At 47.2% G+C, this 26,322-nt stretch carries 22 protein-coding genes and 1 riboswitch; of the genes, 13 read left to right on the top strand and 9 right to left on the bottom strand.

Annotation, left to right across the window (positions count from 1 at the left end; genetic code table 11):
- Positions 1 to 27 precede the first annotated feature (27 nt).
- The 3 genes from CF168_RS16265 to katB all read left to right on the top strand — a co-directional run bounded on the left by CF168_RS16265 (position 28) and on the right by katB (position 2,571).
- Positions 28 to 465, top strand: a complete 438-nt coding sequence (locus tag CF168_RS16265) for a PaaI family thioesterase (RefSeq protein ID WP_089068343.1) — start codon at positions 28 to 30, stop codon at positions 463 to 465.
- A gap of 53 nt (positions 466 to 518) precedes the next feature.
- Positions 519 to 764: a YgjV family protein gene (locus CF168_RS16260; RefSeq protein WP_086902120.1), complete on the top strand. Its 246-nt coding sequence runs from the start codon at positions 519 to 521 to the stop codon at positions 762 to 764.
- A 346-nt stretch (positions 765 to 1,110) separates the two neighbouring features.
- On the top strand, positions 1,111 to 2,571 hold the full coding sequence (gene katB, locus CF168_RS16255; protein WP_011623773.1) for a catalase KatB: 1,461 nt from the start codon (positions 1,111 to 1,113) through the stop codon (positions 2,569 to 2,571).
- 70 nt (positions 2,572 to 2,641) lie between these two features.
- Here the strand turns inward: katB and CF168_RS16250 are convergent, their stop codons facing one another.
- Positions 2,642 to 3,199, bottom strand: a complete 558-nt coding sequence (locus CF168_RS16250; RefSeq protein ID WP_089068342.1) for a TMEM165/GDT1 family protein — start codon at positions 3,197 to 3,199, stop codon at positions 2,642 to 2,644.
- Positions 3,200 to 3,601: 402 nt separating this feature from the next.
- A riboswitch (cyclic di-GMP riboswitch) is annotated at positions 3,602 to 3,697 on the top strand.
- A 125-nt stretch (positions 3,698 to 3,822) separates the two neighbouring features.
- Here CF168_RS16250 and gbpA point away from each other — a divergent pair.
- From gbpA to CF168_RS16235, 3 genes are all read left to right on the top strand, one after another.
- Positions 3,823 to 5,298: an N-acetylglucosamine-binding protein GbpA gene (gene gbpA / locus CF168_RS16245; protein ID WP_089068341.1), complete on the top strand. Its 1,476-nt coding sequence runs from the start codon at positions 3,823 to 3,825 to the stop codon at positions 5,296 to 5,298.
- Positions 5,299 to 5,859: 561 nt separating this feature from the next.
- Positions 5,860 to 7,035, top strand: a complete 1,176-nt coding sequence (locus tag CF168_RS16240) for an aromatic amino acid transport family protein (RefSeq protein WP_011625389.1) — start codon at positions 5,860 to 5,862, stop codon at positions 7,033 to 7,035.
- Between the two features lie 238 nt (positions 7,036 to 7,273).
- The gene (locus CF168_RS16235; protein ID WP_011623769.1) at positions 7,274 to 9,430 is read left to right on the top strand and encodes a S46 family peptidase; all 2,157 of its coding nucleotides are present in this window, start codon (positions 7,274 to 7,276) and stop codon (positions 9,428 to 9,430) included.
- Positions 9,431 to 9,890: 460 nt separating this feature from the next.
- Here the strand turns inward: CF168_RS16235 and CF168_RS16230 are convergent, their stop codons facing one another.
- Both CF168_RS16230 and CF168_RS22485 read right to left on the bottom strand, forming a co-directional pair.
- Positions 9,891 to 11,069 carry a hypothetical protein gene (locus CF168_RS16230; protein WP_157705976.1) on the bottom strand — a complete coding sequence of 393 codons (1,179 nt, stop codon included), beginning with the start codon at positions 11,067 to 11,069 and terminating at the stop codon, positions 9,891 to 9,893.
- On the bottom strand, positions 11,066 to 11,296 hold the full coding sequence (locus tag CF168_RS22485) for a hypothetical protein (RefSeq protein WP_157705973.1): 231 nt from the start codon (positions 11,294 to 11,296) through the stop codon (positions 11,066 to 11,068). Before CF168_RS22485 ends, CF168_RS16230 begins: the two co-directional genes overlap by 4 nt.
- A gap of 421 nt (positions 11,297 to 11,717) precedes the next feature.
- Between CF168_RS22485 and CF168_RS16220 the strand changes: the two genes are divergently transcribed.
- Positions 11,718 to 13,175: an OmpA family protein gene (locus CF168_RS16220; RefSeq protein ID WP_089068338.1), complete on the top strand. Its 1,458-nt coding sequence runs from the start codon at positions 11,718 to 11,720 to the stop codon at positions 13,173 to 13,175.
- 161 nt (positions 13,176 to 13,336) lie between these two features.
- Here the strand turns inward: CF168_RS16220 and CF168_RS16215 are convergent, their stop codons facing one another.
- From CF168_RS16215 to CF168_RS16205, 3 genes are all read right to left on the bottom strand, one after another.
- Positions 13,337 to 14,047: a 23S rRNA pseudouridine(2604) synthase RluF gene (locus tag CF168_RS16215; protein ID WP_089068337.1), complete on the bottom strand. Its 711-nt coding sequence runs from the start codon at positions 14,045 to 14,047 to the stop codon at positions 13,337 to 13,339.
- 11 nt (positions 14,048 to 14,058) lie between these two features.
- On the bottom strand, positions 14,059 to 14,751 hold the full coding sequence (locus CF168_RS16210) for a hypothetical protein (protein ID WP_089068336.1): 693 nt from the start codon (positions 14,749 to 14,751) through the stop codon (positions 14,059 to 14,061).
- A 185-nt stretch (positions 14,752 to 14,936) separates the two neighbouring features.
- Entirely contained in the window at positions 14,937 to 16,274 is a 1,338-nt protein-coding gene (locus CF168_RS16205) for a Na+/H+ antiporter NhaC family protein (protein ID WP_089068335.1), read from the bottom strand.
- 548 nt (positions 16,275 to 16,822) lie between these two features.
- Here CF168_RS16205 and CF168_RS16200 point away from each other — a divergent pair.
- The 4 genes from CF168_RS16200 (at position 16,823) to CF168_RS16185 (ending at position 19,733) form a co-directional block, all read left to right on the top strand.
- A complete protein-coding gene (locus CF168_RS16200; RefSeq protein ID WP_089068334.1) occupies positions 16,823 to 17,731 on the top strand; it encodes a DUF6662 family protein in 909 nt (302 codons plus the stop codon).
- Between the two features lie 79 nt (positions 17,732 to 17,810).
- Complete coding sequence (locus CF168_RS16195; protein WP_011625395.1) at positions 17,811 to 18,362, top strand: FMN-binding protein; 552 nt, start codon at positions 17,811 to 17,813, stop codon at positions 18,360 to 18,362.
- Positions 18,362 to 19,210: an FAD:protein FMN transferase gene (locus CF168_RS16190; protein ID WP_089068333.1), complete on the top strand. Its 849-nt coding sequence runs from the start codon at positions 18,362 to 18,364 to the stop codon at positions 19,208 to 19,210. Before CF168_RS16195 ends, CF168_RS16190 begins: the two co-directional genes overlap by 1 nt.
- 55 nt (positions 19,211 to 19,265) lie before the next feature.
- The gene (locus tag CF168_RS16185; RefSeq protein WP_086904340.1) at positions 19,266 to 19,733 is read left to right on the top strand and encodes a hypothetical protein; all 468 of its coding nucleotides are present in this window, start codon (positions 19,266 to 19,268) and stop codon (positions 19,731 to 19,733) included.
- Between the two features lie 82 nt (positions 19,734 to 19,815).
- Here CF168_RS16185 and CF168_RS16180 read toward each other — a convergent pair whose 3' ends face one another.
- Together CF168_RS16180 and CF168_RS16175 are read right to left on the bottom strand one after the other, a co-directional pair.
- A complete protein-coding gene (locus CF168_RS16180; RefSeq protein ID WP_089068332.1) occupies positions 19,816 to 21,447 on the bottom strand; it encodes a methyl-accepting chemotaxis protein in 1,632 nt (543 codons plus the stop codon).
- A gap of 142 nt (positions 21,448 to 21,589) precedes the next feature.
- The gene (locus CF168_RS16175) at positions 21,590 to 22,480 is read right to left on the bottom strand and encodes a DMT family transporter (protein WP_089068331.1); all 891 of its coding nucleotides are present in this window, start codon (positions 22,478 to 22,480) and stop codon (positions 21,590 to 21,592) included.
- Positions 22,481 to 22,688: 208 nt separating this feature from the next.
- Here CF168_RS16175 and CF168_RS16170 point away from each other — a divergent pair, with 208 nt between their 5' ends.
- Positions 22,689 to 23,468, top strand: coding sequence for an AraC family transcriptional regulator (locus CF168_RS16170; RefSeq protein ID WP_089068330.1), 780 nt, complete (start codon positions 22,689 to 22,691; stop codon positions 23,466 to 23,468).
- Between the two features lie 563 nt (positions 23,469 to 24,031).
- On the opposite strand, the gene CF168_RS16165 is transcribed toward CF168_RS16170, so the two are convergent.
- On the bottom strand, positions 24,032 to 24,418 hold the full coding sequence (locus CF168_RS16165; protein ID WP_089068329.1) for a GreA/GreB family elongation factor: 387 nt from the start codon (positions 24,416 to 24,418) through the stop codon (positions 24,032 to 24,034).
- A 595-nt stretch (positions 24,419 to 25,013) separates the two neighbouring features.
- On the opposite strand from CF168_RS16165, the gene CF168_RS16160 reads away from it, so the two are divergent.
- A complete protein-coding gene (locus CF168_RS16160) occupies positions 25,014 to 26,306 on the top strand; it encodes an O-acetylhomoserine aminocarboxypropyltransferase/cysteine synthase family protein (protein ID WP_089068328.1) in 1,293 nt (430 codons plus the stop codon).
- Positions 26,307 to 26,322: the final 16 nt, after the last annotated feature.

Below are 26,322 nucleotides of genomic sequence, written 5' to 3'. Positions count from 1 at the left end.
GCTGGTTTTCTTTACTAGGATGTTGAAATGAGTATTTGGTTTAGACCTGTCACCTTAGAGGATTGTGCCCGTTTAGATGCTGGTATGGGGGGCAAAGGCACCCTGATGCAGACCCTAGGGATTGAGATCAGCGAGATTGGCGATGATTATATGAAGGCAACTATGCCTGCCACGCCCGCCATACATAACCCCTTAGGCATTGTCCATGGCGGCGCGAACGTGGCACTGGCCGAAACCGTGGCCAGCTATGCCGCAAACTTTGTGGTGGATTTCGAGCAATATTATTGTGTTGGACAAGAGATTAACGCCAACCATTTACGCGCTTCGCGTAATGGCGTACTGACCGCGACGGCTAAACCAGTTCATTTGGGGAAACGCAGTTCGGTGTGGGAAATCTTAATCCATAATAGTGCAGGGGAGTTGACCTGTATTTCAAGGATGACGGCGGCGGTAGTACAACGCTAAGAAGGCTCAACCAACCTGTTTTAGTTGTATCAATCGATAAATAAGGACGTGATATGGATAGTGCAATGATGTGGGAATGGGTTGGTTATTTGGCGTCTGTGGTGGTGGCCATCTCTTTGATGATGTCTAACATCAAAAAGTTACGCTGGTGGAACTTGTTGGGGTCGGCATTGTTCGTTGCCTATGGGGTTGCGATACAAGCTTATCCGGTGGCGGCGGTTAACTTTTTTATCGTGTTAATCGATGCCTATTACTTGGTCGTTATCTATCGCGAACAGGCGAGTTCTGTCAATGAGTAATATGTAGCACTTTGAATCAATTGAAGTATTTTTTAAGTTTGTCTTAAGCTCGAGTTCTCATTTTTGCCAAGTCGGTTTGCGTTGCGGCAGGTAAACTCTTTATTCTGTTGCTGGCTATTTCATCACATACGGGGAGTGAAATTTACTCCCTGAATGATCTAAGCACTCTTCGTTAATCTGAAATGTAGATTATTTGAATCTATATTAATCGTTTTATTGAATTCGTATTTTTGCCTATTCTAACTCCATCGACAACACGTCGCCCTGCCAAGGAGAGAAGCCATGGCCACCATTTACGATTTAATTGAATCTTGGGTTAACACCAATCAAGAATGAGGAGCAAGATATGAGTCAACAGTATTTAACAAGCCAAAGCGGTTCTCCAATTGCTGACGATCAAAACTCATTGTCAGCGGGTGAGCGTGGTCCCTTACTACTGCAAGATTGGCATTTAATTGAAAAACTTGCCCACTTTAACCGTGAGCGTATTCCTGAGCGTGTTGTGCATGCGAAAGGGACTGGCGTATACGGTACTTTCACCCTGACTAAAGACTTAAGCGAATACACCATCGCCGATCACTTTAACGGTGTGGGTAAGCAAACTGAGACCTTCGTGCGTTTCTCTACTGTGGGTGGTGAAATGGGTTCTGCCGATGCCGAGCGCGATCCCCGTGGTTTTGGTCTGCGCTTCTATACCGCCCGTGGTAATCACGATATCGTGGGTAACAACACGCCGACTTTCTTCCTGCGTGATGGGATTAAGTTCCCAGACTTTATCCATACTCAAAAGCGTAACCCATTGACGAATTTGAAAGATCCACAAGCGATGTGGGACTTCTGGTCATTAAACCCTGAAGCCATGCATCAAGTGACGATTCTGATGTCTGACCGTGGTATTCCGGCAAACTACCGCCAAATGCATGGTTATGGTTCGCATACTTTCTCGTTCTGGAATGCTAAAGGTGAGCGTTTCTGGGTGAAGTTCCACTTCAAATCGCAGCAAGGCGTGGTGAACTTAACTAATGAGCAAGCCGATAAGTTAAAGGGTATCGACCCTGACTCATCCCAGCGCGATATGGTGGTAGCTGTGACCGACGGTAACTTCCCTCGTTGGACTGTGAACGTACAGATTATGCCTGAGGCTGATGCCAACACTTACCATATCAACCCATTCGATTTGACTAAGGTGTGGCCACATGGCGATTACCCGTTAATTGAGATTGGTGTGTTAGAGCTAAATCGTTTACCGCAAAACTACTTTGCCGAAGTCGAGCAAGTGGCATTAGCACCGAGCAACTTAGTACCAGGTGTGGGCGCATCGCCCGACAAGATGTTGCAGGCGCGTTTATTCGCCTATGCCGATGCGCAGCGTTACCGAATTGGGGCGAACTACAACCAGTTACCCGTAAACTGCCCACATGCGACTAAAGCTAACCATCACCAACGTGCGGGTGCCATGGCGGGAACACAATGCCCGTACCACGGTAGTCAAACCGGTGGCGATGCCGCGGCTAACTATGGCCCAAACAGCACAGCGGGTGCTTTAGTTGAACCGGCAAACTTTGCCGAGCCACCACTGCGTTTAGATGGCGAAGCAGCGCGTTACAGCCGTTACAATCAGGATGATTACACTCAGGCGGGTAACTTGTATCGCATCTTCAGCGAAGCCGAGAAAGCACGCTTAGTGGAAACGATTTCTGGCTCACTGCGTCAGGCAAGTGTAGAGGTACAGCAACGTATGCTGGCACATTTCCACAAAGCCGATGCTGATTACGGTCAACGTATCCAAACTGCACTCGGGTTATAAGTTAATTCGTTAACCCCATAAAAAAGGCCAGTGTTATCACTGGCCTTTTTGTTTATCTTCATTTTATCAATCAGTTAACCATTAAGGTTGCTACGCCGAGCAGGGCAAACAAAATTGCGCAGCCCCTGTGGATCCACTTCATTGGTAATTTTTCGGCACTAAAATGTCCCGCAATAACCACTGGGACGTTCGCTAGCAACATACCCAAAGTAGTACCTGCAACCACCATGGCTAAGGCATCGTATTTAGCGGCTAAAACGACAGTTGCGATTTGGGTTTTGTCGCCCATTTCGGCGATAAAGAACAGAATAAAGGTCGCAACAAAGGGTCCCATCTTATAGAAACGGCTCTCTTCGGCGTCCACTTTATCGGGGATCAGTACCCAGAGTGCAATCGCAAAGAAGGAGGCGGCAACCAAGTAGCGTGCTACATCTGGGCTCACCCAGTTAATCGCCCATTGGCCAAGCCAGGCGGCGGCAAAATGGTTAAACAGAGTCGAGAGTAAAATACCCATGATAATCGCGGTTTTATTTTTAAATCTTGCAGCGAGTAATAGGGCAAGCAGTTGGGTTTTATCGCCAATCTCGGCGATGGCAACCGTAAAGGTTGAGGCGAGTAACGCTTCCAAGTGTGATCCTTTTAGGGGTGGTTTTTGACATAAGCACAATAGACCGTCCACCCCTAGGTGCGGTTACTGTGCTCAGGTCTTGCAGGACAAATCGATGATTTGCTGTGAACACCATGGCATGCGGCCAAGTATGTTGATGTTCACCCTGAATATCGATGGCTCGAAATCCAGTTAGCTACTCCCCCGAAGCGAGGTGGGCATTATACCCAAGTGCAACAGGGTTTCAAGATTAAACTCATCGAGTCAGAGGGCAAATAATCTGACAGGTGCCAATAAAATACCGCTCAGTGTTTTGTAACGCATTGAATTGTAATAATTTAAATTTTGACAACGCTGTCTTTTGTTGTTAGGTTAGCCGGGTCTCAATGTTTAAGTTACATACTGTTAACTTAAATGGAGATCCACCGTATTTGGCAAACTAATTGAAAAATTAGGACGCAAAGCCTCCGGTCTAAGGTTGTAAAGGGATGTTGAAACTAAGATAGCGGGGTTGCCTCAGAATTGAGCTGATGCTTTCAATTCTTTGAAAAATAAACGGCTTTGCTTAATGCTGTTTTGCCTAAATACCACTTTTATACCTATGCCAATCTCGTCGAGAAAGGCGCCCTACGGAGTACAATAAAGTGGCACATCTAACTGCTTTTACATCAATCACAAATGCTAACCGTAAACACCCAAAACTGGCTCGTTTAAGCCTGATTGCCTTGGCCCTAAGCGCTACGAGTGCGCTAGTTAGCCAAACGGCGTCGGCCCACGGTTATGTGGTTTCACCTGAATCACGTTCATATGCCTGTAAAACTGGCAGCAATTTAAACTGCGGCGCCGTTCAATGGGAACCGCAAAGTGTTGAAGGCCCATCAGGTTTTCCTGAGTCAGGCCCTGCCGACGGCAAAATTGCCAGTGCAGCCAACGCGGCGTTTTCTCCCTTGGATGAACAGAGCCCAAGTCGTTGGTCTAAGCATGACATTAAGTCGGGTTGGAATGACTTTAGCTGGCAGTTCACCGCTAACCATGTGACCCGCAATTGGCGTTACTATTTAACTCGTCAAGGCTGGGATCAAAACCAAGCGTTGAGCCGTGCAAGCTTTGACTTAGCTCCCTTCTGTGTGGTCGACGGTGGCATGGTTCAGCCGCCTAAGTTAGTGACACATAACTGTTATGTGCCTGAAGACAGAAGCGGTTATCACGTGATTTTGGCCGTGTGGGAAGTGGGTGATACCACCAACAGTTTCTATAATGCTATCGATGTGAACTTTAGCTCAGGTGTTGTGGTGCCGGGCGAGTGGACCGATATTGGCGATATCAATCCGTCACTCGATCTTAAGGCGGGCGATAAGGTGATGACGCGGGTGTTTGATGCTAATGGCGAGCAAACTGCCAAGCAAACTCAGATAACCATTGCCGACACCACTCAAGGCGCCAAGCAAAATTGGCCATTCCTGTTAGCCAGTGCCATTAATGCCCAGCAGCCACAACTTAAGGCGGGGCAGAAGAATGCCTCAGGGGTGATCTCGCCCGTCTACGGTAAAAATGAGATTTATGCCGCGCCTAATTCGGGCCTAGAGCGAGTGGAAGTGAGCTTTGATATTGCGCCTGCGCCGGGCAATCAGCTCGATGTCACGTCACTGGCCGATGATTACACCATTGTCGATGGTGCCGCAAAGGTCAGTTTCGATGTCAGCACTAATGCGGAAATGCAGGTCTCGGCTTACCTGTTTAGCCACGATGGCACGGCAGCTGGATATGTCACGCAAGCGGTCAACAATACTAGTGCGAGTCTAGTGCTTGATGTCGTCGCGCCAAAGGCTGGCCATTATCACTTACAAGTGAAGGGCGAGCCGAAGCAAGGCGAAGTTATCCAGCAAAACTTCGATCTGTTCTTAAAAGATCAAACCACAGCGCCGGATGCCGATTTTGTCTTCCCCGAGGGAGTTAAAAACTATGTGGCGGGCACTAAAGTGCTGCAACCTAAAACTGGCAAGGTCTATCAATGTAAACCTTGGCCTTACAGCGGTTATTGCATGCAATGGTCGCCAACTGCAACTGGGTTTGAACCGGGTGTCGGCGGCTCTTGGAATATGGCTTGGACTGAGCTGTAATCGGTTAACTGGGGAATAAGCGGATTGTGAGTCGCGTTAATCCGCTTTAGCGCAATCCCGTATCCCCGTGAGCGAATCGCTAAACTGATTGATAAACCCTGCAATGCCACAGGTGTTGCAGGGTTTATTGTTTTGATAACAGTTCCGCCTCGATTTTTTATCTTTTACTCACATTTCCCCTTCGGATAGCCAAAGCGGCGTCATCTTTGTCTATAACTGGCTTGCCCGCTGGGGTTGGCTCTGTTAATGTCCAGAGCTATCTTCTTTTACGCGCGATGTCGCTGCTTTGCTAAGGCAATCACGGTTGAAATTAATGTCACTTTTCTGCAAACGATTTAGTTAGCCTCAATGGCGACTGGGTTGAAATATTCAAAAGCTATTGGGGCCAATTGATCTGCTCTTTGAGATCGGATTGGATGCTTTAAGTTTAGTGACGCTTTTCGTTTGAGATTGCTGTTGGCTTAATCACAGAGTGCGCAAGGCTTTATCCTTCAAATCTACTCAAAAAACCTTAAAAAATAATAATTAATACTTGAACAGGATAATTGTGTGAATTCAAAAATGTTAGGCTCGATAGCCATTGTCGCGGGGACCGCCATTGGCGCGGGAATGTTAGCCTTACCCTTAGCCACGGCCGCTTTAGGCATGGTGCCAGCCATTTTGTTAATGGTGGTGATTTGGGGCTTGTCAGCCTATACCTCATTGTTAATGCTTGAGATTAACCTACGCTCAGGCGTCGGTGATAACGTCCACGCCATCACGGGCAAACTCCTCGGCAAGAAAGGCCAAATGGTGCAAGGCGCCTCCTTTCTCAGCTTACTCTTTGCCTTAACGGCGGCGTATTTGACAGGCGGCTCATCGCTGTTAGTGCTTAAAGCCAAAAATATGTTCGACCTAGTGTTAGACAACCAACTCGCGGTCGTGCTGTTTACCTTAGTGCTGGGTGGATTTGCGGCCTTAGGGGTGGCTTGGGTCGATAAAGCCTCGCGCTTCTTGTTTTCGCTGATGATTTTATTACTGATTGTGGTTGTGCTGTTTTTATTACCCGAAGTCAGTATCTCGAGTATGGCAACCAGTGCGGTGGCCGAGTCCATGACTAGCAGTTGGATGGCGGCGATTCCCGTGGTGTTTACCTCCTTCGGTTTTCACGTGTGTATTGCGACCTTAGTACGTTATTTGGATGGCGATGCCGTGTCGCTGCGCAAAGTATTATTAATCGGTTCAACCATTCCGCTCGCGTGTTATATCTTCTGGTTATTGGTGACCTTAGGCACAGTGGGTGGCACCGAAATCAGCAGCTTTAATGGCTCTTTACCTGCGCTTATCAGTGCATTACAAGAGATTGCCCACACGCCTTGGATCAGCAAATGTATTTCGCTGTTTGCGGATTTAGCCTTAATCACCTCTTTCCTCGGGGTCACCTTAAGCCTGTATGATTTTGTGGCCGAACTGACCCGCGCGAAGAAGACCTTCCTCGGTCGCGCCCAAACCTGGTTGTTAACCTTTGTGCCGCCGCTGTTGTGCGCGCTCTATGTCCCCGAAGGTTTTGTTGCGGTATTAGGCTTTGCCGCTGTTCCACTGGTGGTGATGATTATCTTCCTGCCGATCGTGATGGCACTGCGTCAGCGCCAAGCCACGCCGCAGGGATACCAAGTGTCTGGCGGCACATTTGCCCTCGGGATTGCGGGTTTGCTCGGCGCGGTGATTATCGGCGCTCAGTTGTTTGTCGCGCTGTAAGTTAAAGCCGCTGAACGTACTCCAGTGGCAGAGTTAAACCGATAAATATGATGAATGTATTTGCTTTGTAAGCGAATTTTTCTAACTCTGTTATAGAGTGCGTGCGATATGCTAAAGTCAGGCCTAGTGCCTGACTTTTTGCTTTTTAGCGTTAACCAAAGCGGCATGTAATCCCAATAAATATAAGAAATGGCCTCGCAAGCGCTCGGCTTTCTTCACCTAAAACGGACTTAAGATAATGAAAAAATGGTTACTCTCAGTTGCCGTGGCGGCGAGTTTTGCCTCCCATGCCGATGAAGGTATGTGGCAGCCACACCAATTGCCCGCAATGGCCGATGAACTCAAAGCGAAAGGCTTAGAGATTGATGCGAAATCGATTTCCAAACTGACCGAATTCCCCATGAATGCTGTGATCAGCCTAGGTGGCTGTACGGCATCTTTTGTTTCGCCAAAAGGCTTAGTGGTGACAAACCATCACTGTGCCTATGGTTCGATTCAATATAACTCGACTGCAGAGAAAAACCTGTTGCAGGACGGTTTTTTAGCTAAAACCTTTGCCGATGAATTACCCGCCGCGCCCGGTTCTCGCGTTTATGTCACCGAAGAGGTGACCAATGTGACTGAGCGCGTCAACGCTGGGCTTGAAAACAAAGCGGGCCGTGAGTTTTATCAAGGCGTTGAGAACCAAGAAAAAGCACTCGTTGCCGAGTGTGAAAAGGATGAAGGCTACCGCTGCCAAGTGTATAGCTTCCACGGCGGCTTAGAATATTATCTGGTAAAACAGTTAGAAATCCGTGACGTACGTTTAGTCTATAACCCAGCGGGCAGCGTTGGTAAATACGGCGGCGATGTCGATAACTGGATGTGGCCGCGCCACACGGGCGACTTTTCCTTCTACCGCGCCTATGTGTCTAAAACCGGTAAACCCGCCGAATTTAGCGCCGACAACGTGCCGTACGAGCCAAAGAGTTTCTTAAAAGTCTCGGCCAAAGGTGTGAGCGAAGGGGATTTTGTGATGGTGGCGGGTTACCCCGGCCGCACTAACAGATACCGCACCGCGAACGAAGTGCAAAATCAGTTCGAATGGGCTTACCCAGAAGGCAAGATGCTGCGCGAACGTTTTATTGAAATCATCAAAGAAACGGCACCAGAAGGCAGCGACGAGCGCATTAAGTACGAGAGCCAAATCGCTGGCTTAGCGAACTACGCTAAAAACTTCACCTCGATGATCGAGTTTTATGGCAAATCCACCATGTTAGCCGACCGCAAGGCCCGTGAAGCCGAGCTTGCCGCATGGATTGCCAAAGACAGCAGCCGCGAAGCCAAATACGGTAAAACCTTAAGCGAGTTAGACGCGCTGATCGCCAAAAGCAAAGCCCATCAAGAACGGGATATGATCTTAAGCTACATTGGCAACACCACTATGGTGCCAACGGCGACCAATCTGTACCGTTTAGCCCATGAGAAGCAATTGCCTGATATGCAACGAGAACCCGGCTTCCAAGACCGCGATATGACACGTTTCAAGGCGAGCATGGAACGTATTGACCGCCGTTATGCGCCAAGTGTCGATAAGGCTGTTCTCTTGGATATGCTTAAACGTTATGCCGCGTTACCCGAGGCGCAGCGCTTACCAGCAATGGATAAAGCCTTTGGTATCGATAAAAAGGTTAACGAAGCTAAACTTGCGAAAACCTTAGACAAAATGTACGCCAAAACCGAGCTGGGCAACAAAGATGTGCGTTTAGCTTGGATGGAAAAATCCGTCGATGATTTCAAAGCCTCTAAGGATCCTTTTATTCAATTCGCCGTGGCCATGTATGACACCAACATGAGCGAAGAGAAGAAAGAGAAAGAGTTAGATGGCGAGCTGATGAAAGTGCGTCCGCAATATATGGATGCCATCATCGCCTATAACCGTGAGCAAGGTAAGCCAGTGTACGCCGATGCGAACTCTAGCCTGCGCGTGACCGTTGGTCATGTTAAAGGTTATGAACCTAAAGATGGTTTAGTGGCTAAGCCCTTTACTCGCCTCGAAGGCATAGTGCAAAAAGACACTGGCGTTGACCCATTCGATGCACCGAAAAAGCAGTTAGAGCTTATCAAGCAGAAGCAATACGGTGATTTCTATGTGAAAGCCATCGATTCTGTACCAGTAAACTTCCTGTCGACCTTAGACACAACCGGCGGTAACTCAGGTTCTCCAACCTTAAACGGCCGCGCCGAATTAGTGGGTTTGCTGTTCGATGGCGTGTATGAAAGCATCATAGGTGACTGGGCGTACGACGACAATATCAACCGCTCAATCCAAGTCGATAGCCGTTATATGCTGTGGGTAATGAAGTATTTAGATAATGCCGACAACCTGTTAGCCGAGATGGAAATCGTTAAGTAATCCATCGCCGCATCAGCAATGGTGCGGCCTATAGTGGCCGGATTATCAGCATTTAAGCGTGATATAAGACTGCAATAGCAACGCATCAAAATAGCGATAAACTAAGTAAGTTTATCGCTATTTTTTTGTGCAATGACTACTGATAGCTGTTGAGATAGCAGTATTGCTAGGCGAGCCATGGTATTCGCTCACCGACACGCAGCAAGTCCATCCGTGGATGCTCGACCGCCTCGTCCTTGAGGCGGACGGTCGTCTCGCCAATCACCATGACTCACCCTTTTAGCATCGGTGTAGCTTGCAGGTTTTAAAGAAACACACAGCATGCTTTGGGACAAAAGCGAGCTAGTGCTAAGGCTCTAAATGTGAGTAGTGGGATTAGGAAATGTATGGTGTTCGAATAATGTTTACACTGCCCCACATATCATGACTTACTTCAGTGGCTTGGTACATAACATCCTAGTTATTGCTCTTTTCTTTCTGAAACAGGCCGGTCAAATAACACTTGGCAAGGCTTAAATCGGTCACTCTGTACCAGTTGTTCGATACCGGCATTGAGTCGCTTACTGGCTTCAAATTCACCGAGTTCTTCCATGTTACTTAACCAACCTTTGGCTAACTTTTCATTGGTAAGCAAGAATAGTTCTGCATAAGGGGAGCTACTACGTACAGAATCCTGAATCATCTCTTCGCTTTGTTGTTGCAGTTCACGCGCTGCTTTTACGTTATTTTCATTATCATACACACCTTTTTGTATTCCAAAGCCGAACATCTGATTCATAAGAGTGCTAGGCCTTGTTATCAAGTTCCGCCCAAGTGTAAGGCAGGCGTTGGACTTTTTATCGTCATTCATCTCATTCTTGCACCACTTAGCTATTGGCGAATATAAAGAAGTATTTGCAGCTTCAATACCAATGGCGTTGACTAAATTGGTGCCAAATTGACCGAATTGATTGTTCTCTGTTACCTGCATAAAAAGCTTGATACGTTTGGCATAGTTGTTAGCAAAGTATGCACTTTCATCTAATTTGGTAATAGCGTCATATACTCGGTCATCATCTTGAGAGGCGAAATAGGCCGTTGCGGCTAACCAAAAAGAACCATCATTTCTAATGGTCGGAGCCGCGCGATCAATCAACTCTGCATTACATATTTGATTTTCTATACCACTTGCGCATTCAGTTATAAGCGCTATCAGAGGTAATGGCGCATCAGGATGGTTCAGGCTAAATTGATTCAAGGTTTTTAACTTGGAATCATCTGATGGGTTTGAAAATAATGCGTAAACAAGTTGCTCTTCAACCAGACTAGACCCTACTAACCCGTCTACCATTGATTTAGGATGATTCTCTTGACTACCATTCAATACTTCAGCATCGATACCGCACTCCGCCAACAAACCTTTAACTTCCGATTCTGATAACTGCTTATATTCAGTTCTCTTTTGGGGTGCGTCTTTGGTTTCCTTTATGGCATGCTTTGTTAAGCTTTTTCTAGGCTGTTCGGCATAATTTTGGGGGGTAATTTCGGTTATATTAACCTTGTTCTCTGCAGGATGAGATTGATGGTCAAAATAGTTGAACAGCATAATTGCCCCAGTAACTATGATGACTATTACTGGTATTAAAGTTTTCATTTTCACAGCGAAGCTCCATTTCGACTAAAATAAGCATTTAAATAAAATACCTCACCTTTAAAATCAAAAGAAGCAGAGACATTCATTTCGAGTACTTCAAATTTGTTCATTACAAAAACTTGGTCAAGCCAGAGAAGTCTGAAACGTGAAATGGGGCAAAAAGCTTTTAGCCAGATGAACAGTTCAATGGTCGTTAAGATTGCCACTGTTACAACAGTGACCGTTGGCGGCATGGATGCCGCCGTCGAGCCTATAGGGATATATTCACGGCGTGTCACTGGGGAAACAGTGGCAATGCATATAACGCAATATCCGATTCGACTGTCTTGTTTGGGGGCAAAAAGCTTTTAGCCAGATGAACAGTTCAATGGTCGTTAAAATTGCCATTGTTGCAACTGTGAGCGTTAGTAGCATGGCTGTTCTTTCACATTCATATGAACATGGTATCTCTACTTCTGTGTGCTATTTAAAGATGGGGTTTCTATATTTTTCTTTATTTCTTCGCAGTATTTCCCGTATTTCCTTTTCAATAAAAAGTATTACTTTTATGTCGTTTAATACCTAGGTAAAAAATTTTATCGTATTATCCCGTCACTATTTTTATCTATTTAATTGCTTCGCGAGAGCTAGATTCCCCACAGAAAAGGATTTTTTATGGGACATAAGATGTTATTGAGTGCTGTACTTTTGACTGCGACCTGCGGTGTCGCTACTTTTGCGGTGAATGCTGAATTGCTGTTTACTCCCTTTCCTGACGCCAAATCGCCTGAAGAAAAGCGCATCCACTTTACGCCCTTTGAACTTATTACCGCAGTGGATGGTGATAAGTTCACTCTGTTGCCTGTATCGGGCAAATTGACTCGACAAAGCGTTGAGTTGCCAGAGGGGTATAGTCCTGAACATGTGATCAATAACTATTTGGCACAGCTTAAAAAACTGAATGCTGAAGTGTTATTTAGCTGTCAGGCCGCCAGCTGCGGTGATGGTCAAGCGATGCAAACTCAGCTAAAGCCGCTTAAGAGCGTGAATGCCGATTATCACAGTGCTTACGTGGCGGCAAAACTGAAAGGTACTCGTGGTGAGGTTTACACCAGTGTCTATGTCGTCAATCGCGAGGACAGATACACCTATCTACAGGTCGATATCCTCGATGCTATTCCTGAGCCGCTAGATTTGATCCAAGCAAATGGTGACTTTTTACAGCAGGCGCCGAAGCAGATTGAGATTAAAGATAGGCGTAGTGACGATGCTCAAGGCGCGACCGACCATCCTTTATTGGGGCGCATGCCCGGCAGTTATATTACCAGTTACAAACAAACTAACTTTATCCAAGTGCCTGTATTGGTGGGGATCTCGGGCGCCGATTATCAAACCAAATCGCTGGATGCCAAGCTTACCCAAATCAGTTATCAGATGCCTGAAAGCTATTCGTTGTTTGAAATCAACAGCAATTATGCCGCAGCTGCACAAAAACTGCAGGCTGAGCGGGTATTCCATTGTAAAGGCACGGCCTGCGGCGACGATGATAACCTGATCAATGCCATCAAATTAATCAAGGACGATAAAGAGGACGAATGGCAGGAGTATCAGCTGTTTAAGCTGAGCCACGCCAAGGGAGATGTTTACTTCGATATCTATTCCCAAGGATATTTTGATGGCACGCCAGCCGATACTACGCTTAGGGTAATGGAGCTCTCTACTCTGAAGGATGATCGTGTGGCGATTAATCTCGATGCCCTGACCGATGCGATTAGCCAAACAGGCAAGGCAACATTAGAGGGATTGTTGTTTGATTATGATAGTGAGCGTTTGTTACCTGAGGCCAAGCCTGTACTCGAGGTCCTCGCGAGTTATCTTAAGCAGAATCCGACGTTGAGTTTTTATGTGGTCGGACATACCGATGACAAGGGCGAGCGGAGTTACAATCAAAGCCTGTCGGAGCGCCGCGCCGCCGCAGTGATTATGCAGTTGAGTGACGGGTTTAAAATTCCGTCGGCCCAATTGACCGCCCACGGAAACGGGGAATACAGCCCTGTGGCCAGTAACACTAATGACGCTGGACAAAAGTTGAATCGCAGAGTGGAGTTAGTGCTTCGTTCCGATAAAAAGTAGCTCAACGCATCAGCTTGAAAGGCTATCTTCGTTCCATCAAAACGCCTGAGATGACTCAGGCGTTTCTATCTTCATTGGCGCTCTTTGGCAGATATTGTTCGCGCAGGTATTTGTCTCAAATTCAGGCTAGCAACTTGAGGGCATTCGCCATTTGTCTTCCACTAAATTGCCACAGCGGCTTTAAGCGCTGTAACTTCCTCTGGGCTGAGTGGGCGCATTTCGCCTTCGGCTAAGGAGCCTAGCGTTAATGTCATTAACGCGACGCGTTGTAAGTCAATCACCTTATAACCTAAGGCGTTGGACATGCGCCGAATTTGGCGATTTAACCCTTGGGTAAGCACAATTTCAAAACTCACATCACTTAACCGCGTGACTTGGCAGGGGAGTGTGCGCACCTCTTTATATTGCACGCCGCAGGCCATTTGTTCGATAAAGGCATCGTTGAAGGGTCTATCGAGTTGCACATGATAGGTTTTACTGTGGGCAAAACTGGGGTGCATCAGTTTATGGGTGAGTTCGCCATCATTGGTGAGCAGCAATAAGCCACGGGAATCCTTATCTAATCTGCCAACAGGGTAGAGTCTTGGCGTGGTTGGCAGTAAATGCAGCAAACTGGATTTATCGGCGTCTAACAAACGGCAATCTGTGCCTATGGCTTTATTGAAGATCCAATAGCTGAGCGCTTCGGCGCCAGAAATGGGCTTTTCATCTAAGCAGAGGCTATCAAGGCATAGGCCGTCAGCATCGACATGCACGGCATCGGTATGCTTGGCTATCTTGCCATTGAGGCTGATGCGTCCGGCCTCAATCAAGCGGCAGGCTTCACGGCGTGAACTAATGCCGCATTGGGCAAGGTATTTGGCGAGACGCATAAATGACTAAGCTAAAACGGGTGATGGACTTGGGCGCGATAATACAGGATTTTGGATAAACGGCGCATGGCAAATGCAAGGCTGATGCACCAAATAATATTGAGGTTAGTTTGCAGCCACATATTGGCGGCGACAAAACAGAAGTGAATGTTTGTCTCGCAGGGCGGGAAATCTAGCTGGCTCCAGTCCAGTTGTAAGCTCAGACAAACGGCACTGATAAAGCTTAATAAGCTTAAGTAAAACAAAGGTCTTGGGCAGATCAGTTTAGGCACGATTCCCGCAATAATCACCAAGGCATGCAGGGTTAACGTGCTTAACAGATAGCTAGTGGAAACCAGTCTGTGCATGGTTAAAAAGTTAATCGGAAAGATACCCATCAAAATCACTGAGGTGCCAACCCAGGCGCCGGTGAGCGCAATATATTGGCTAAAGCTGTCGAGCTTAAGTAAGTAGAGCCCGGCCATAGAGAGCAACATACAAATCCCTGCGGCTAATAATCCGAGGTTAAACACATAGGCGAGGGGCGAGTTGATATAGTCACCAAGAAAATCGGCACGCATAAACAGGGCTGATGTGCCGACGACTTGATATTCGGCGTAGAGCGCGATGATAACCCCTGTGGCACTTAGCATCGCCGCGCCCACAATCAACCAAGTGATCAGGCGATGTAAGTCGTAAAAGCTGGGTTCATGCTGCGGATTCATATTGTTATGGATGCATTTTGGGGTGAATGACTATGCCGTAAATTAAGGTTAATACCGCGCAAATAACCCGCTGTAACTTGCCTTAATCCGAAACTGATGGCAAGTCTTGAGCTAATTTGAACCTTAGGCAGATAAAAACAAAGGGAGCGAATGGCTCCCTTTGTGTTATCGACAGTCGAATAAGATTAGTGGCGCTTACGGAAAATCACAATCGCAATCGCGACAGCCGCTAGGATCATGCAGTACCAAGCGTGGGAGACGGCCGCCAGCGGTGTGATGCTAAAGGTTGAAGCAATCAGCAGTGCTTGGGCGCCATAGGGAATTAATCCTTGGATAATACAGGCAAAAATATCGAGTACACTGGCCGCGCGTTTAGGGCTAACACCGTGTTTTTCTGCCAGTTCTTTAGCAATATCACCCGTCACAACGATAGACACTGTGTTGTTAGCAACGCAGCTGTTGGTGACGGCCACAATCCCTGCCATGCCTAATTCAGCCGCGCGGCATGAGGCTTCGCCTTGAGCTTTTGAGAAACGGGTGATGAGCTTTTCAATCTGCTTGCTTACAAAGGCTAAACCACCTTGTTGCTGCATCAGCGCGGCTAAACCACCGACTAGCATCGAGAGGATGAAGATTTCCTGCATATTGCTAAAGCCCGCGTAGATATCCTTACCAAATTGGATAACGCCATAGTCCATGGTCAGGAATCCCGCAGCGCCCGCCAGCAGAATGCCTAAGGTCAAGACGACGAACACGTTTAACCCTGCGACTGCTAATACCAGAATCGTCAGGTAAGGAATTACCTTAATAAAGTCGATATCTTGAGCGGCTAGATCGGCTTGGCCTTGGCCTGCAATCACAAAGGCGATAAAGGTCAACAGTGAAGCCGGGATAGCAAAAATCAGGTTCTCGCGGAATTTATCTTTCATATCACAGCCTTGAGTACGAGTGGCTGCAATAGTGGTATCGGAAATAATCGAGAGGTTATCGCCAAACAGTGCGCCAGACATCACGGCGCCCGCCATCAGGGCATAATCAATTTGTGCCTGATCGGCAACGCCTAAGGCGATAGGTGCCACGGCGGCAATAGTGCCCATTGAGGTGCCCATTGCGGTGGCAATAAAGGCGGCAATCACGAAAAAGCCGGGCAGTAATAGGTTTGAAGGAATAAGTGATAAACCTAAGGCGACAGTCGCATCAACACCGCCTGTGGCTTTCGCGACTGCAGCAAAACCGCCTGCTAGCAAGTAAATCAAACACATAGCAATAATATTGCTGTGGCCAATACCGCCGATAAAGGTATCAATCGCTTGATTGAGTTTTTGTTTTGATAATACCAAGGCCAGAATAATGGCTGGCAGAATGGCAATCACACTCGGTAATTGATAGAAGGCAAAGTCCACACCTTGGCTTTGGAAATAGACGCCTGCGCCAATAAACAGACTTAGAAAAACGAATAAGGGTAACAGGGCAATAAAGGATGCCGGGCTACTCGGTGCAGTGGTTTGGGCTGATTGACTCAATGTAATTTCTCTTTTACTCGGCGGGTTGTCCGCGTGATCCTTGGCAGTCGAACTCGCTTAAAATCTATGCCGCTTTGGCATCATATCCTAGCAACTTGGTGCCAAGCATATTGGATTGCCATTTTACTGTCAATCTAGACGTCTAGATGTTTTTACTTCCGTTGTGATCTGTTCGTTAAAAAGAGGTTTAAATCGTGGTTTTTACTCAGTTTAGCCCTTATTTATCAGTTGGTTAATTACCACTATTTTGTTGTCCCCACGCAATGAATGAACCCTGTATTTGTGTGAGTAGGGTGGCTGTGAGCCGATTCACGGCTGTGGTGAGTATAGTCATTGAGCAGAAATGCGCGATGACCTGAGCAGATTGATTTGCATAGCAAAAAAATATTAATTGAATATTAATTTGTAACATCATGTTTTAAATGAAATATCCTTATTATTTGGTACTTTATCTGATAAAACACTAATGATAATGATTTGCGTTGTTTTTGTTGCTCTACTAGAATCGCCTCCAAATTATGTTAATAACTCTTTGGAGCTTTGTTTAAATGCGCACATCTTCTCGTCATCGCCTGAGTGTCGTCGCTGCCTCTGTGCTAACACTCGGTATCAGCCACACAGCCACTGCGGGTGAAGATTTATTTGGTTATGTCAAAGGCGCTGAGGCTATGCCTAAAGAAGCCATTGAACTCTATCAAAAAGTGACGTTGCGTAACGACAAAGGCCAAGGCACTTACCGCGGCATCAATTACGAAACTGAGCTGGAATACGGTGTGACCGATAAGTTTGCGGTATCGGGTTCGGCTAAGTTTATGTCTTTAGATACCAGTGGCTTAATCATCGATGGTTACCTGCCGAAAGAGAAAAACATTGGTTTTGCCACCTCTGGCGCTGAAGTCGGCTTAAGCTACATGTTTTTAAGCCCTGCCAAGGATGATATCGGTCTGTCTATGACCGCCTCGTTAGACTATGACTGGATTGATGTGCACTCTGGTCAAGACAAAGACACCCTGTCACTCGATTTAGGCTTACAGACTCAAAAGTACATGCTTGAAGGCGAGTTAATTTGGGTTGGCAACCTTGGCATGGAATCGACCTATGCCGACCGCGCACCAATTGCGAATTTGCCTGAAGACTTTGACTGGTCAACCGACCCTGAGATGGAACTGGAGCTGAAAATGGGCACTGGCCTGAGCTACCGTTTCGCGCCTAACTGGTTTATCAGTGCCGAAGTGTTATTCGAGACCGAATTTGAGACTGAGATTGGTCAAGAGCGTTGGTCATTCTTCGCCGGCCCTTCATTGCACTATGGTAGCGCCGATTGGTGGGCGACCCTCACTTGGTTACCTCAGTTAAGTGGTGGCGGTGAGCAGTACGAAGGTCAAAAGGACACCAGTCTGCATCTGATTGAAAAAACAGAACAAGAAGTCAGATTAAAAGTGGCATTTAACTTCTAATTTGTATTTTACTCATAGGCAGGGCAGAGTGGCTCTGCCTGCGATGAATCAAGCTTTTGCTTTAACACTAGGTATTGAAATGGCGCATACATATCTGAATAGCTTGTGGTTTATGCCAATGGTCATAGTTGCCGCCCCTGCATTTTCTGCGGATTATTTAACAGTGGCCCAAGCGCAGGCGTTGATTTTTGATAAGGCAGCGGTATTTAGTGAGCGTCCAACCTTACTGAGCTCCGATGCGAAAGATCAGATCAAAGATTTATCGGGCGTTCGCCAACGCCAAGATCAGCAACCGATCTGGAAAGTTGAAAAGGACGGTCAGTTTCTCGGTTGGTTTGTGGTGGATGATGTTGTCGGTAAACATGAGTATATTACCTACGCCATCGGCATCAGTCCGCAGGGCGAAGTGCTCGGGTTAGAGGTGCTCAGTTATCGTGAAACCCACGGCGGCCAAGTGCGTGAAGCGAGTTGGCGCGATCAGTTCCACGGTAAAACCCTCAAAGATCCCTTTAAACTCGATGAAGATGTCAGCAATATTAGTGGGGCCACATTAAGTTGCCGTAATTTACTCGATGGCGTAAAACGGTTACTTGTTATCCATCAACTCTTTTTGTCGCAGTCAGTCGCATAGTGATACGTAGAGCCAAACCCTTACTCGGTACCTTAGTCGAAATTGCCGCTGAGTCCGTTGCCGAGCACAACGCTCATCCTTCACTGGATGAGTCTGCCCTTCAAGCCGCTATAACAGCGGCTTTTTCGCGTGTGGCCCATATTGGCCGCTTACTCAGTTTTCACCAGCAGGATAGTGAGCTTAATCTACTGAATCGCCAGCCGGGGCACTGGATATCCTTAAGCCCTGATAGCCTGAGGGTGTTGAAGCTCGCCAAGTGGTTTGGCAGGGCCAGTGACAACCTCTTCAACTGCACTGTGGGTGGCGAGATGATGTCCCGCGGCGCCTTGCCTGCTTATCTCGGAATGCCGCTGCTGTTGCAGGGGGATTGGCGAGATATTGAAATCCAAGCGGATAAAGCAAGGTTAGCTCGCCCGTTAATTTTGACCTTAGACGGTATCGCTAAAGGCTATGCGGTCGATATGGCGGTCACTGAATTGCGACGGGCTGGCGTGTGCGGCGGCTGGGTGAATGCGGGTGGCGATTTAAAGGTGTTTGGCAGCGCTTCATTAAATGTGTTGTGCCGCGGTCCGAACGGATTGAGTCAAAAGATCAACGTCAGTAATACCGCCCTTGCCAGCTCACGGGTTTCCCAGCATTTAAGCCATGATTACCCCGCGTTATTGTTACCGACGGGCAATTTAGACGAGCAGCAGTGTGCCAGCGACCAAGAAAGGGTTGTGAGTGTTCGCGCACCGTTTGCCTGGCGCGCCGATGCGTTAACCAAGGTCGCGGGTTACCTTGACGATGCTACCGCCGCAGCAAAAATTCAGCAGTTGGGTGGCGATTTAGTCAACTTCGCGCCCTAAGATTTGTCGATAACGCTTTCATCATTCTTGAGTATTTTTGACGATATAAATAAAAATGAAAAAATTAAGTGGTTATCCCAATTGGTTTTTCTGGTTGATCATCCTTGCCATCACAGTGACAGGTCTTACGGGCTTATTTATGTTGCCTTGGGTGATGGAGTTTAAGCTGCAGTGGGATGTGGACTTTGGCCTGAGCGGGGATCTGCGCTTACCCGCAGTTGTGATGCATGTGCTGCTGGGCTGGTTGATGCTCATGTTGCTCGGCGCACTGTGGCATAGCCATATCCGAGCTGGCTGGCGTAAAAAGCTTAATCATAAGAGTGGATTAGTGATGTCACTCAGTCTATTGGCATTAGCGTTAACGGGTGTTGGCTTGTATTACTTAAGCTCAGAATCGGCGCAGTTGGCCGCGAGTTTATTACACACCTTTTTAGGGCTGTTACTCTGTGGCGGCTTTGGTTGGCATTATTGGCACGGCCGGCAAATTCGCCAGCAATCCTTAACGCGCCAGCGTATCCTCTAATCAATAAAAAGAGTGCCTAGGCACTCTTTTTATTGGTCTTTGAGTCACGCTAAGTCTGGTACATCTGGGCGCGTTACTCTCCTTAAGCGACTTTAAAGCGTGACACTTCTTTTTGCAGATTGCTGCAAATGGTTTGGGTGTTGACGACGATTTGCTGAGTCTCTTGGATAACGGTATTGCAGTAGCGGGTCTTGTCAGACAACTCGGTCAAGTTACGATTGATTTCTTCGGTCACATGGGTTTGCTCTTCGGTGGCCGTGGCGGTTTGTGTCGACATCTCACTGACCTTAGAGGTGGAGTTCAGGATCTCATCTAAGGAATCCTGTGTCTGGCTGGCGAGGGTCACGGTCGAGTTCGTGAGGCTGGCGCCCGACTCAATGCTCTTCACCGCATCATTTACGCCCCGTTGTAACTCTTCAATCATTCGCTGAATATCTTGGGTCGAGGTTTCGGTGCGGCTCGCCAGTGTACGCACTTCATCGGCAACCACCGCAAAGCCCCGTCCTTGCTCACCCGCACGAGCCGCCTCAATGGCGGCGTTGAGGGCGAGTAGGTTAGTTTGCTCTGCAATCGAGCGGATAACATCCAATACGGAGGCGATATTGGCGGAATTCACTGAGAGTTTTTCGATAACCGCTACGGCTTGTTTCACCGACTCCGACAGCTGCTGAATATGGTTGACCGACTGGGTGAGAATGTTTTTACCTTCAATGGTTTGGTCATTGACCTTAGTAATTTCGGTGGCGGTATGCAGGGCGTTGCTGGCCACCTCTCGCACCGCGGCACTCATCTCATTCACCGCCGTGACAATAGTATCGACAAACTGTTCCTGCTCGTAACTGATGCCTATGGTGGTGGTTGATTTTGTCGCGAGGTTTTCAACGGTTTGGCTGACATCTTTGGTTTGGCTGATAATCGCGATAACCATTTGCTGCAGTTGGGCAACGAACAAGTTAAAGGCATTGGCCAGCTCACCAATTTCATCTTGGCGGGTGATGGGGATACGCTGGGTTAAGTTTCCGTCGCCATCGACAATATCCTTGATCCTATCGGTAATATCGCGAATAGCATTGACTATGATTTTGGGGCCAAAGTAGGCAATCACTAGGGCGACTATGGCGACTAAGGTGGCTATGGTGACCGAAATTTGGGTTTGCGTGGTGGCCTGCTCTGAGGCCTGTAAATCGAGTTCTTTAACGCGGTTATCGGCGGCTTCACCGGCGGCGTTGTAGATACTCCTCAGGGCCTTAAACTCTTTTTTTGATTTGTTTTCATGGAGTTGTCTTGCCAATTCAAAATCATTATTTTTCACCGCATTGATCACTTCCGATGAGGCTTGATACCAGAGCGAAAACTGCGCTTCAAAACCGCTGGTGGACTTTATCACCTCTAAATGGTCTTGCAGATAATTTTTAAATTCCCCCATGCGGTCGCGCGCTTGGTCGACGTTTTCCTGCCAATTGTCTATCTCACTCTTACGGTTCTCGCTGCTGAGTTCGGGTCGAAGCAAAACTTCTTCACTCAGTTGGGCCTGATAGAGATCGCGGTCGGCGTTAAGAATGGCCGAAATTGCCGGATTAAATCGTTGGCTAAATTCCTGCATTTGCTTAAGGGTGGTGCGGTTTTGCATCGCATCCGTCACGGCCATCACAATTAAAGCTGTCGCCATAATGGCAAACATCAGCGAAAACTTTACTCTAATGCTATTAAACATGGGACTCTCCATAACTCTCTGACAAAACGACTTATTAAATAGCTTAGTCGCTATTTGGTTGTTTGCAGCAGTCGGCGAAAAGTCTGTATTTGAAGCGATGATAAAAAACGCCCCAAGGCTTTGGGGCGTTGAATACAGCAATTTATTCGGTACAAGCGATGGGGGCTATGGGTTTCATCTTAGGTTTTACCTGCACTAACATCACCCCAATGATGACCATAGCGCCGCCTAAATAGTGATAAACGGCTAAGGTTTCATTCAAAATGATCGCCGCCAAGATAGCCGCGAGGATTGGCAGCAAATTGAAGAAAATGCTGGTGCGCTCGGCACCTAACTTGCTGATGCCATTAATCCAGGCCCAAGGTGCAATGAGTGAAGCCCCCAGAGCGGCATAGAGTATTAACGGTGCGGCTTGGCTGTTAATGGCGATACTGGGCGCGCTAAATAGCAGTGGGGTTAACATCAACACCGCAATAAGCCCTTGAATATACACTGACTCCCACGTCGATATCGGCAATTGCCAGCGTTTAAGCAATACTCCATAAAGCGCATACACAAAGGCGCTGATGAGTAACAGTAAATCCCCTTGGGTCACGCCGATGGCAAGATTGGCCATATCGCCGTGGCTTAACATAAACACTAAGCCCAAGAGCGAAATCACAGTGCCACCAAAGACCAAGGGCGTCAGCTTTTGTTTAAGCAGTGGTACGGCTAAAAACAAGCTCACCATAGGCACCAGCGAGTTGATTAGGGCCATATTGGTGGCAGTTGTTGTTGCCGCCGCAAAATAGGCAAGGCTTTGGTTTAATACCATGCCTAAGGCGGCTAAGGTGGCGAGTTTGGGCAGCAATGGTGCAATCGTTTTACGCTTGCGCCAGACGGGTTTTAGCATAAATGGGGTTAACACTAACATGGCAAAAAACCAGCGATAAAAGGCTATCGCTTCGGGTGCGATTATCCCAAAGGAGAGTTTGTTAACAATGGCATTGCCCGCCCAAATCACGACGGCGAGCAGGGGAAATAAATACAGCATAGAATTAGTCTTAATTGGCGTGAAGACGGGGTTAGCCGAAAGGGCATAAACCCGATGTCATAGGTTGGTTGCTATTATCTCTGGTCTTTTATGATATAAATATCGCTTAAAAGACAATGTCAGTTCGTCGGCGGACAATCCTTTTTCGGCTAAAGCCCCTGTATGCGCCCCGAATCGACTCGCAATTATGGAGTACAGTGGAGTACTGATGCGCCCCGTTTACCATCCGCTCAGGGCGGAACAAGCACCTGTTGCCGATATCTTCTTTAACTATGAAGCTTTTCTCCCTAATACCATCACCCCAAAACACAGCCACGTCTGGGGGCAATTGCAGCTGATCAGCGGCGGTATTATGGAGCTGCATGCCGCTGGGCAGCGATTTTTATCGCCATCCCAATATGCGATTTGGGTGCCGGCGGGGATTGAACATGAGAGCTTTACTCGTCGCAGTATCCATTATTGCTCGATGAATATAGTGGCAAATCGTGCGGGTGTTTTTCCAGATGAGACCTGTCTGCTGGCGGTCACCCCCATAGCGCAGGCGATAGTGAACTATCTAAGGGAGCGGCAAGTCCGAGTGGCCGAGAGCGAAGCGGATAAACGTCTGGTTGAGGTGTTAATCGACCAGTTGATTTTAGGTCAGGCACAGCCGCAATTTTTACCCTCGAGTCGCGATAAATTATTACAGCCCATTTTGCAGCAACTCGAACTCGACCCCGCCAGCCAAAAGAGCCTTAAGACCTGGGCGAGTGAGCTGCATACCACAGAGCGCACTTTGGCTCGGCGTTGCCAAGACAGCCTTGGGATGAGTTTTACCGAGCTGCGACAGCGGCATAAGTTTATTTATTCGTTACAGCTATTACGTGAAGGATTGGCAATCAAGGAAGTGGCGCTGACCTTGGGCTATAACCAAACCTCACCTTATATAGTGATGTTTAAAAAATATGCCCAATATTCGCCTGAGCAATACCGCCGTCAACTGGGATAAAAAAGAGGGCGCGGTAGTCACCACGCCCTCTTACAAATAAAGAGAGGATTTAAGGGATTTTTTACACAGGGATTAATCGGAGTTTTTCTGTCGATTCCGTTTATCCTGACGTTTCTCTTTTAAGGTTTTCATCGGCGGTTTTTTCGCTTTTTCTTTACTCATGACAAATACTCCTAACTGAACTTAAACTCAGCAAAGTGATACTCAGTAAAGTGAAACTTCATAAAATGAGACTATCGAGTGTAGCGCCGCATTTCCATCGATAGTTTATTCAACTCTATCCGTCGATAAAGTTAAATGGTAAAAGTCGATGACCCATAATTTACTTTCACCCCTTGATGATTTTTACATAAGCGCTGCCATACTCGGTAAATAGTCAAGAGGTTCTGATATTGGGCCATCGGCTTTAATTCATTACGCGGCCTGTTAATAACTTCAAAATAATGCTCTCCTGCTTTTATATTATGCTTATGCTAAATGCCGCCGCAAATAGCGATTTAAAAGCATGCTGCCACTGAAATTTGAACATGCTTTATTCTGAAAATGCTATTTTTCCCTCTGATTTATTTCTTGCCGAGGGAGATATCCTTCACCATAAACAGTACGGGTTTACCTAGAATATTGACTTCGGCATATTCGCCCTTAGTGCGTCCGAGTAGGCTGACGCCGAGATCTGAGATCACAGAGTAGCGTCCTGCTCTGGGTTTGTGTCTTGGTGGATACACCAGCTCGATGCGATATTCCTGCTGGTCCTGTTGATTAACCAGTAAAATTTCTCGTCCAACCGTCACTTTATCTAGGGTTTCTTCACTTTTGAGTTGATCCAGTTTTGCAATCACTGCGGCTAATGAAGTCGGGCGCAGTGAGGCATTAAAACTGTTTTGCAGGTAATAGGTTTCAGTTTTCAACATAAAAGACTGAAATAGATTGCTAAAAAAAGAATAAAACATAACTACCCCAAAATATGAGCTAGATAAAATCCATGCCCCAAATAAACATGGAAGCGATAAAATTAAATGTGGGTATTAGATGCCGAGTGCGAGTGGCACTCGGCTTAAACTGGAAATTTAAGTGACAGGCGTACAGGATTAGCTAAATAAATTGCATGATTCAGCTTTAAAGAGGTTGGCTTAATTGTGAATAATGAAAATGCATTTTTTAACATAGCGCTACATCTCCATCTAAAATTAAGACTAAATTAATCATTCATGGCTTGATGATTAATCACTAATTAATGACCCATACCATAGGCCAACTAAAAAAATAAAGCAAGCCTGATAATATTTAAAATAATGATGAGTAACCAGTAAAAGATTATTGAATATTTAGTGAATGGTAGACCTTCTTTTTTGGCATTTGTCGCACTTCTTAATGCTGAACTGAAAATTATTTAGACTTCTAGATGTCCATCTGTTAGCTTGGATACAGTGCACAAATCTTGTGTGATCGGAGCATCAATTTGCGTAGCACACACCCTCGATTTGCCTTGGGGAGTGGCTATGTTTGAGGAACGGCTTGGGGAATTTATTGGGGAAGGACACAAAGATGAAACTTGAATCACTGGCGTTACACCACGGATATGAATCAGAGGCGACCACGAAAGCCGCTGCGGTACCTATTTATCAAACCACTTCCTACACCTTCGATGATACCCAACATGGTGCTGATTTATTTGACTTAAAAGTCGCAGGCAATATCTACACGCGGATTATGAACCCGACGACCAGCGTGCTCGAGCAGCGGCTTGCGGCCATTGAAGGCGGCATAGGTGCACTCGCACTAGCCTCGGGAATGGCGGCCATTACCTATGCGATTCAAGCCCTTACTCAGGTGGGTGACAATATTGTCAGTACCAGCCAACTCTATGGCGGCACTTATAATCTATTTGCCCATACGCTGCCGCGCCAAGGAGTCGAAGTGCGGATGGCAGCCTTCGATGACTTTGAAGAGCTCGATGCCTTAATCGATGCCAAGACCAAGGCACTATTCTGTGAGTCCATCGGTAACCCCGCCGGCAATATTGTTGACCTTAAACGTTTAGCCGAGATAGCCCATAAACACGGCGTGCCTTTAATCGTCGATAACACTGTCGCCACCCCTGTTTTATGTCGCCCGTTTGAGCATGGCGCCGATATCGTTATCCATTCGTTGACCAAATACATTGGCGGCCATGGTACGACGATTGGCGGTGTGATTATTGACTCGGGCAAGTTCGATTGGGTGGCGAACAAAGAACGCTTTGCTTTGCTCAATCAAGCTGACCCTTCCTATCATGGTGTGGTTTATACCGAGGCCTTTGGCGCCGCAGCCTTTATTGGACGCTGCCGCGTGGTGCCGCTGCGTAATACTGGGGCGGCGCTTTCACCCTACAGTGCATTTTTGCTGCTACAAGGGCTGGAAACCTTGAGCCTACGTATGGAGCGTCACTGCTCGAATGCCTTGGCATTGGCCGAGTACTTGATACTGCACCCTTCGGTCAGTTGGGTAAAATACGGCGCTTTGCCGAGTAGCCCTTACCGTGAAAATTGCCAAAAAATCACTGGCGGTAGAGCCTCTGGGATCATCAGCTTCGGGATTAAAGCGGCCACTCCCGAGGAGGGGAAAATCGCTGGTGGCAAGTTTATCGACGCGCTGCAGATGATTTTGCGTTTAGTAAACATTGGTGATGCCAAGTCGCTGGCCTGCCATCCCGCGAGCACCACCCACAGACAGTTGAACGCGAATGAACTTGCTAGAGCCGGGGTGTCTGAGGACTTGATCCGAATTTCCGTTGGCATTGAACATATCGACGATATTATTGCCGATGTGGCGCAGGCGCTAGAAAAAGCCTTGGCTTAACGTAGCCGATTGATTA

The organism is Shewanella bicestrii (assembly GCF_002216875.1).
GTDB lineage: Bacteria > Pseudomonadota > Gammaproteobacteria > Enterobacterales > Shewanellaceae > Shewanella > Shewanella seohaensis.
This window is presented reverse-complemented; position numbering and strand designations above follow the sequence as displayed.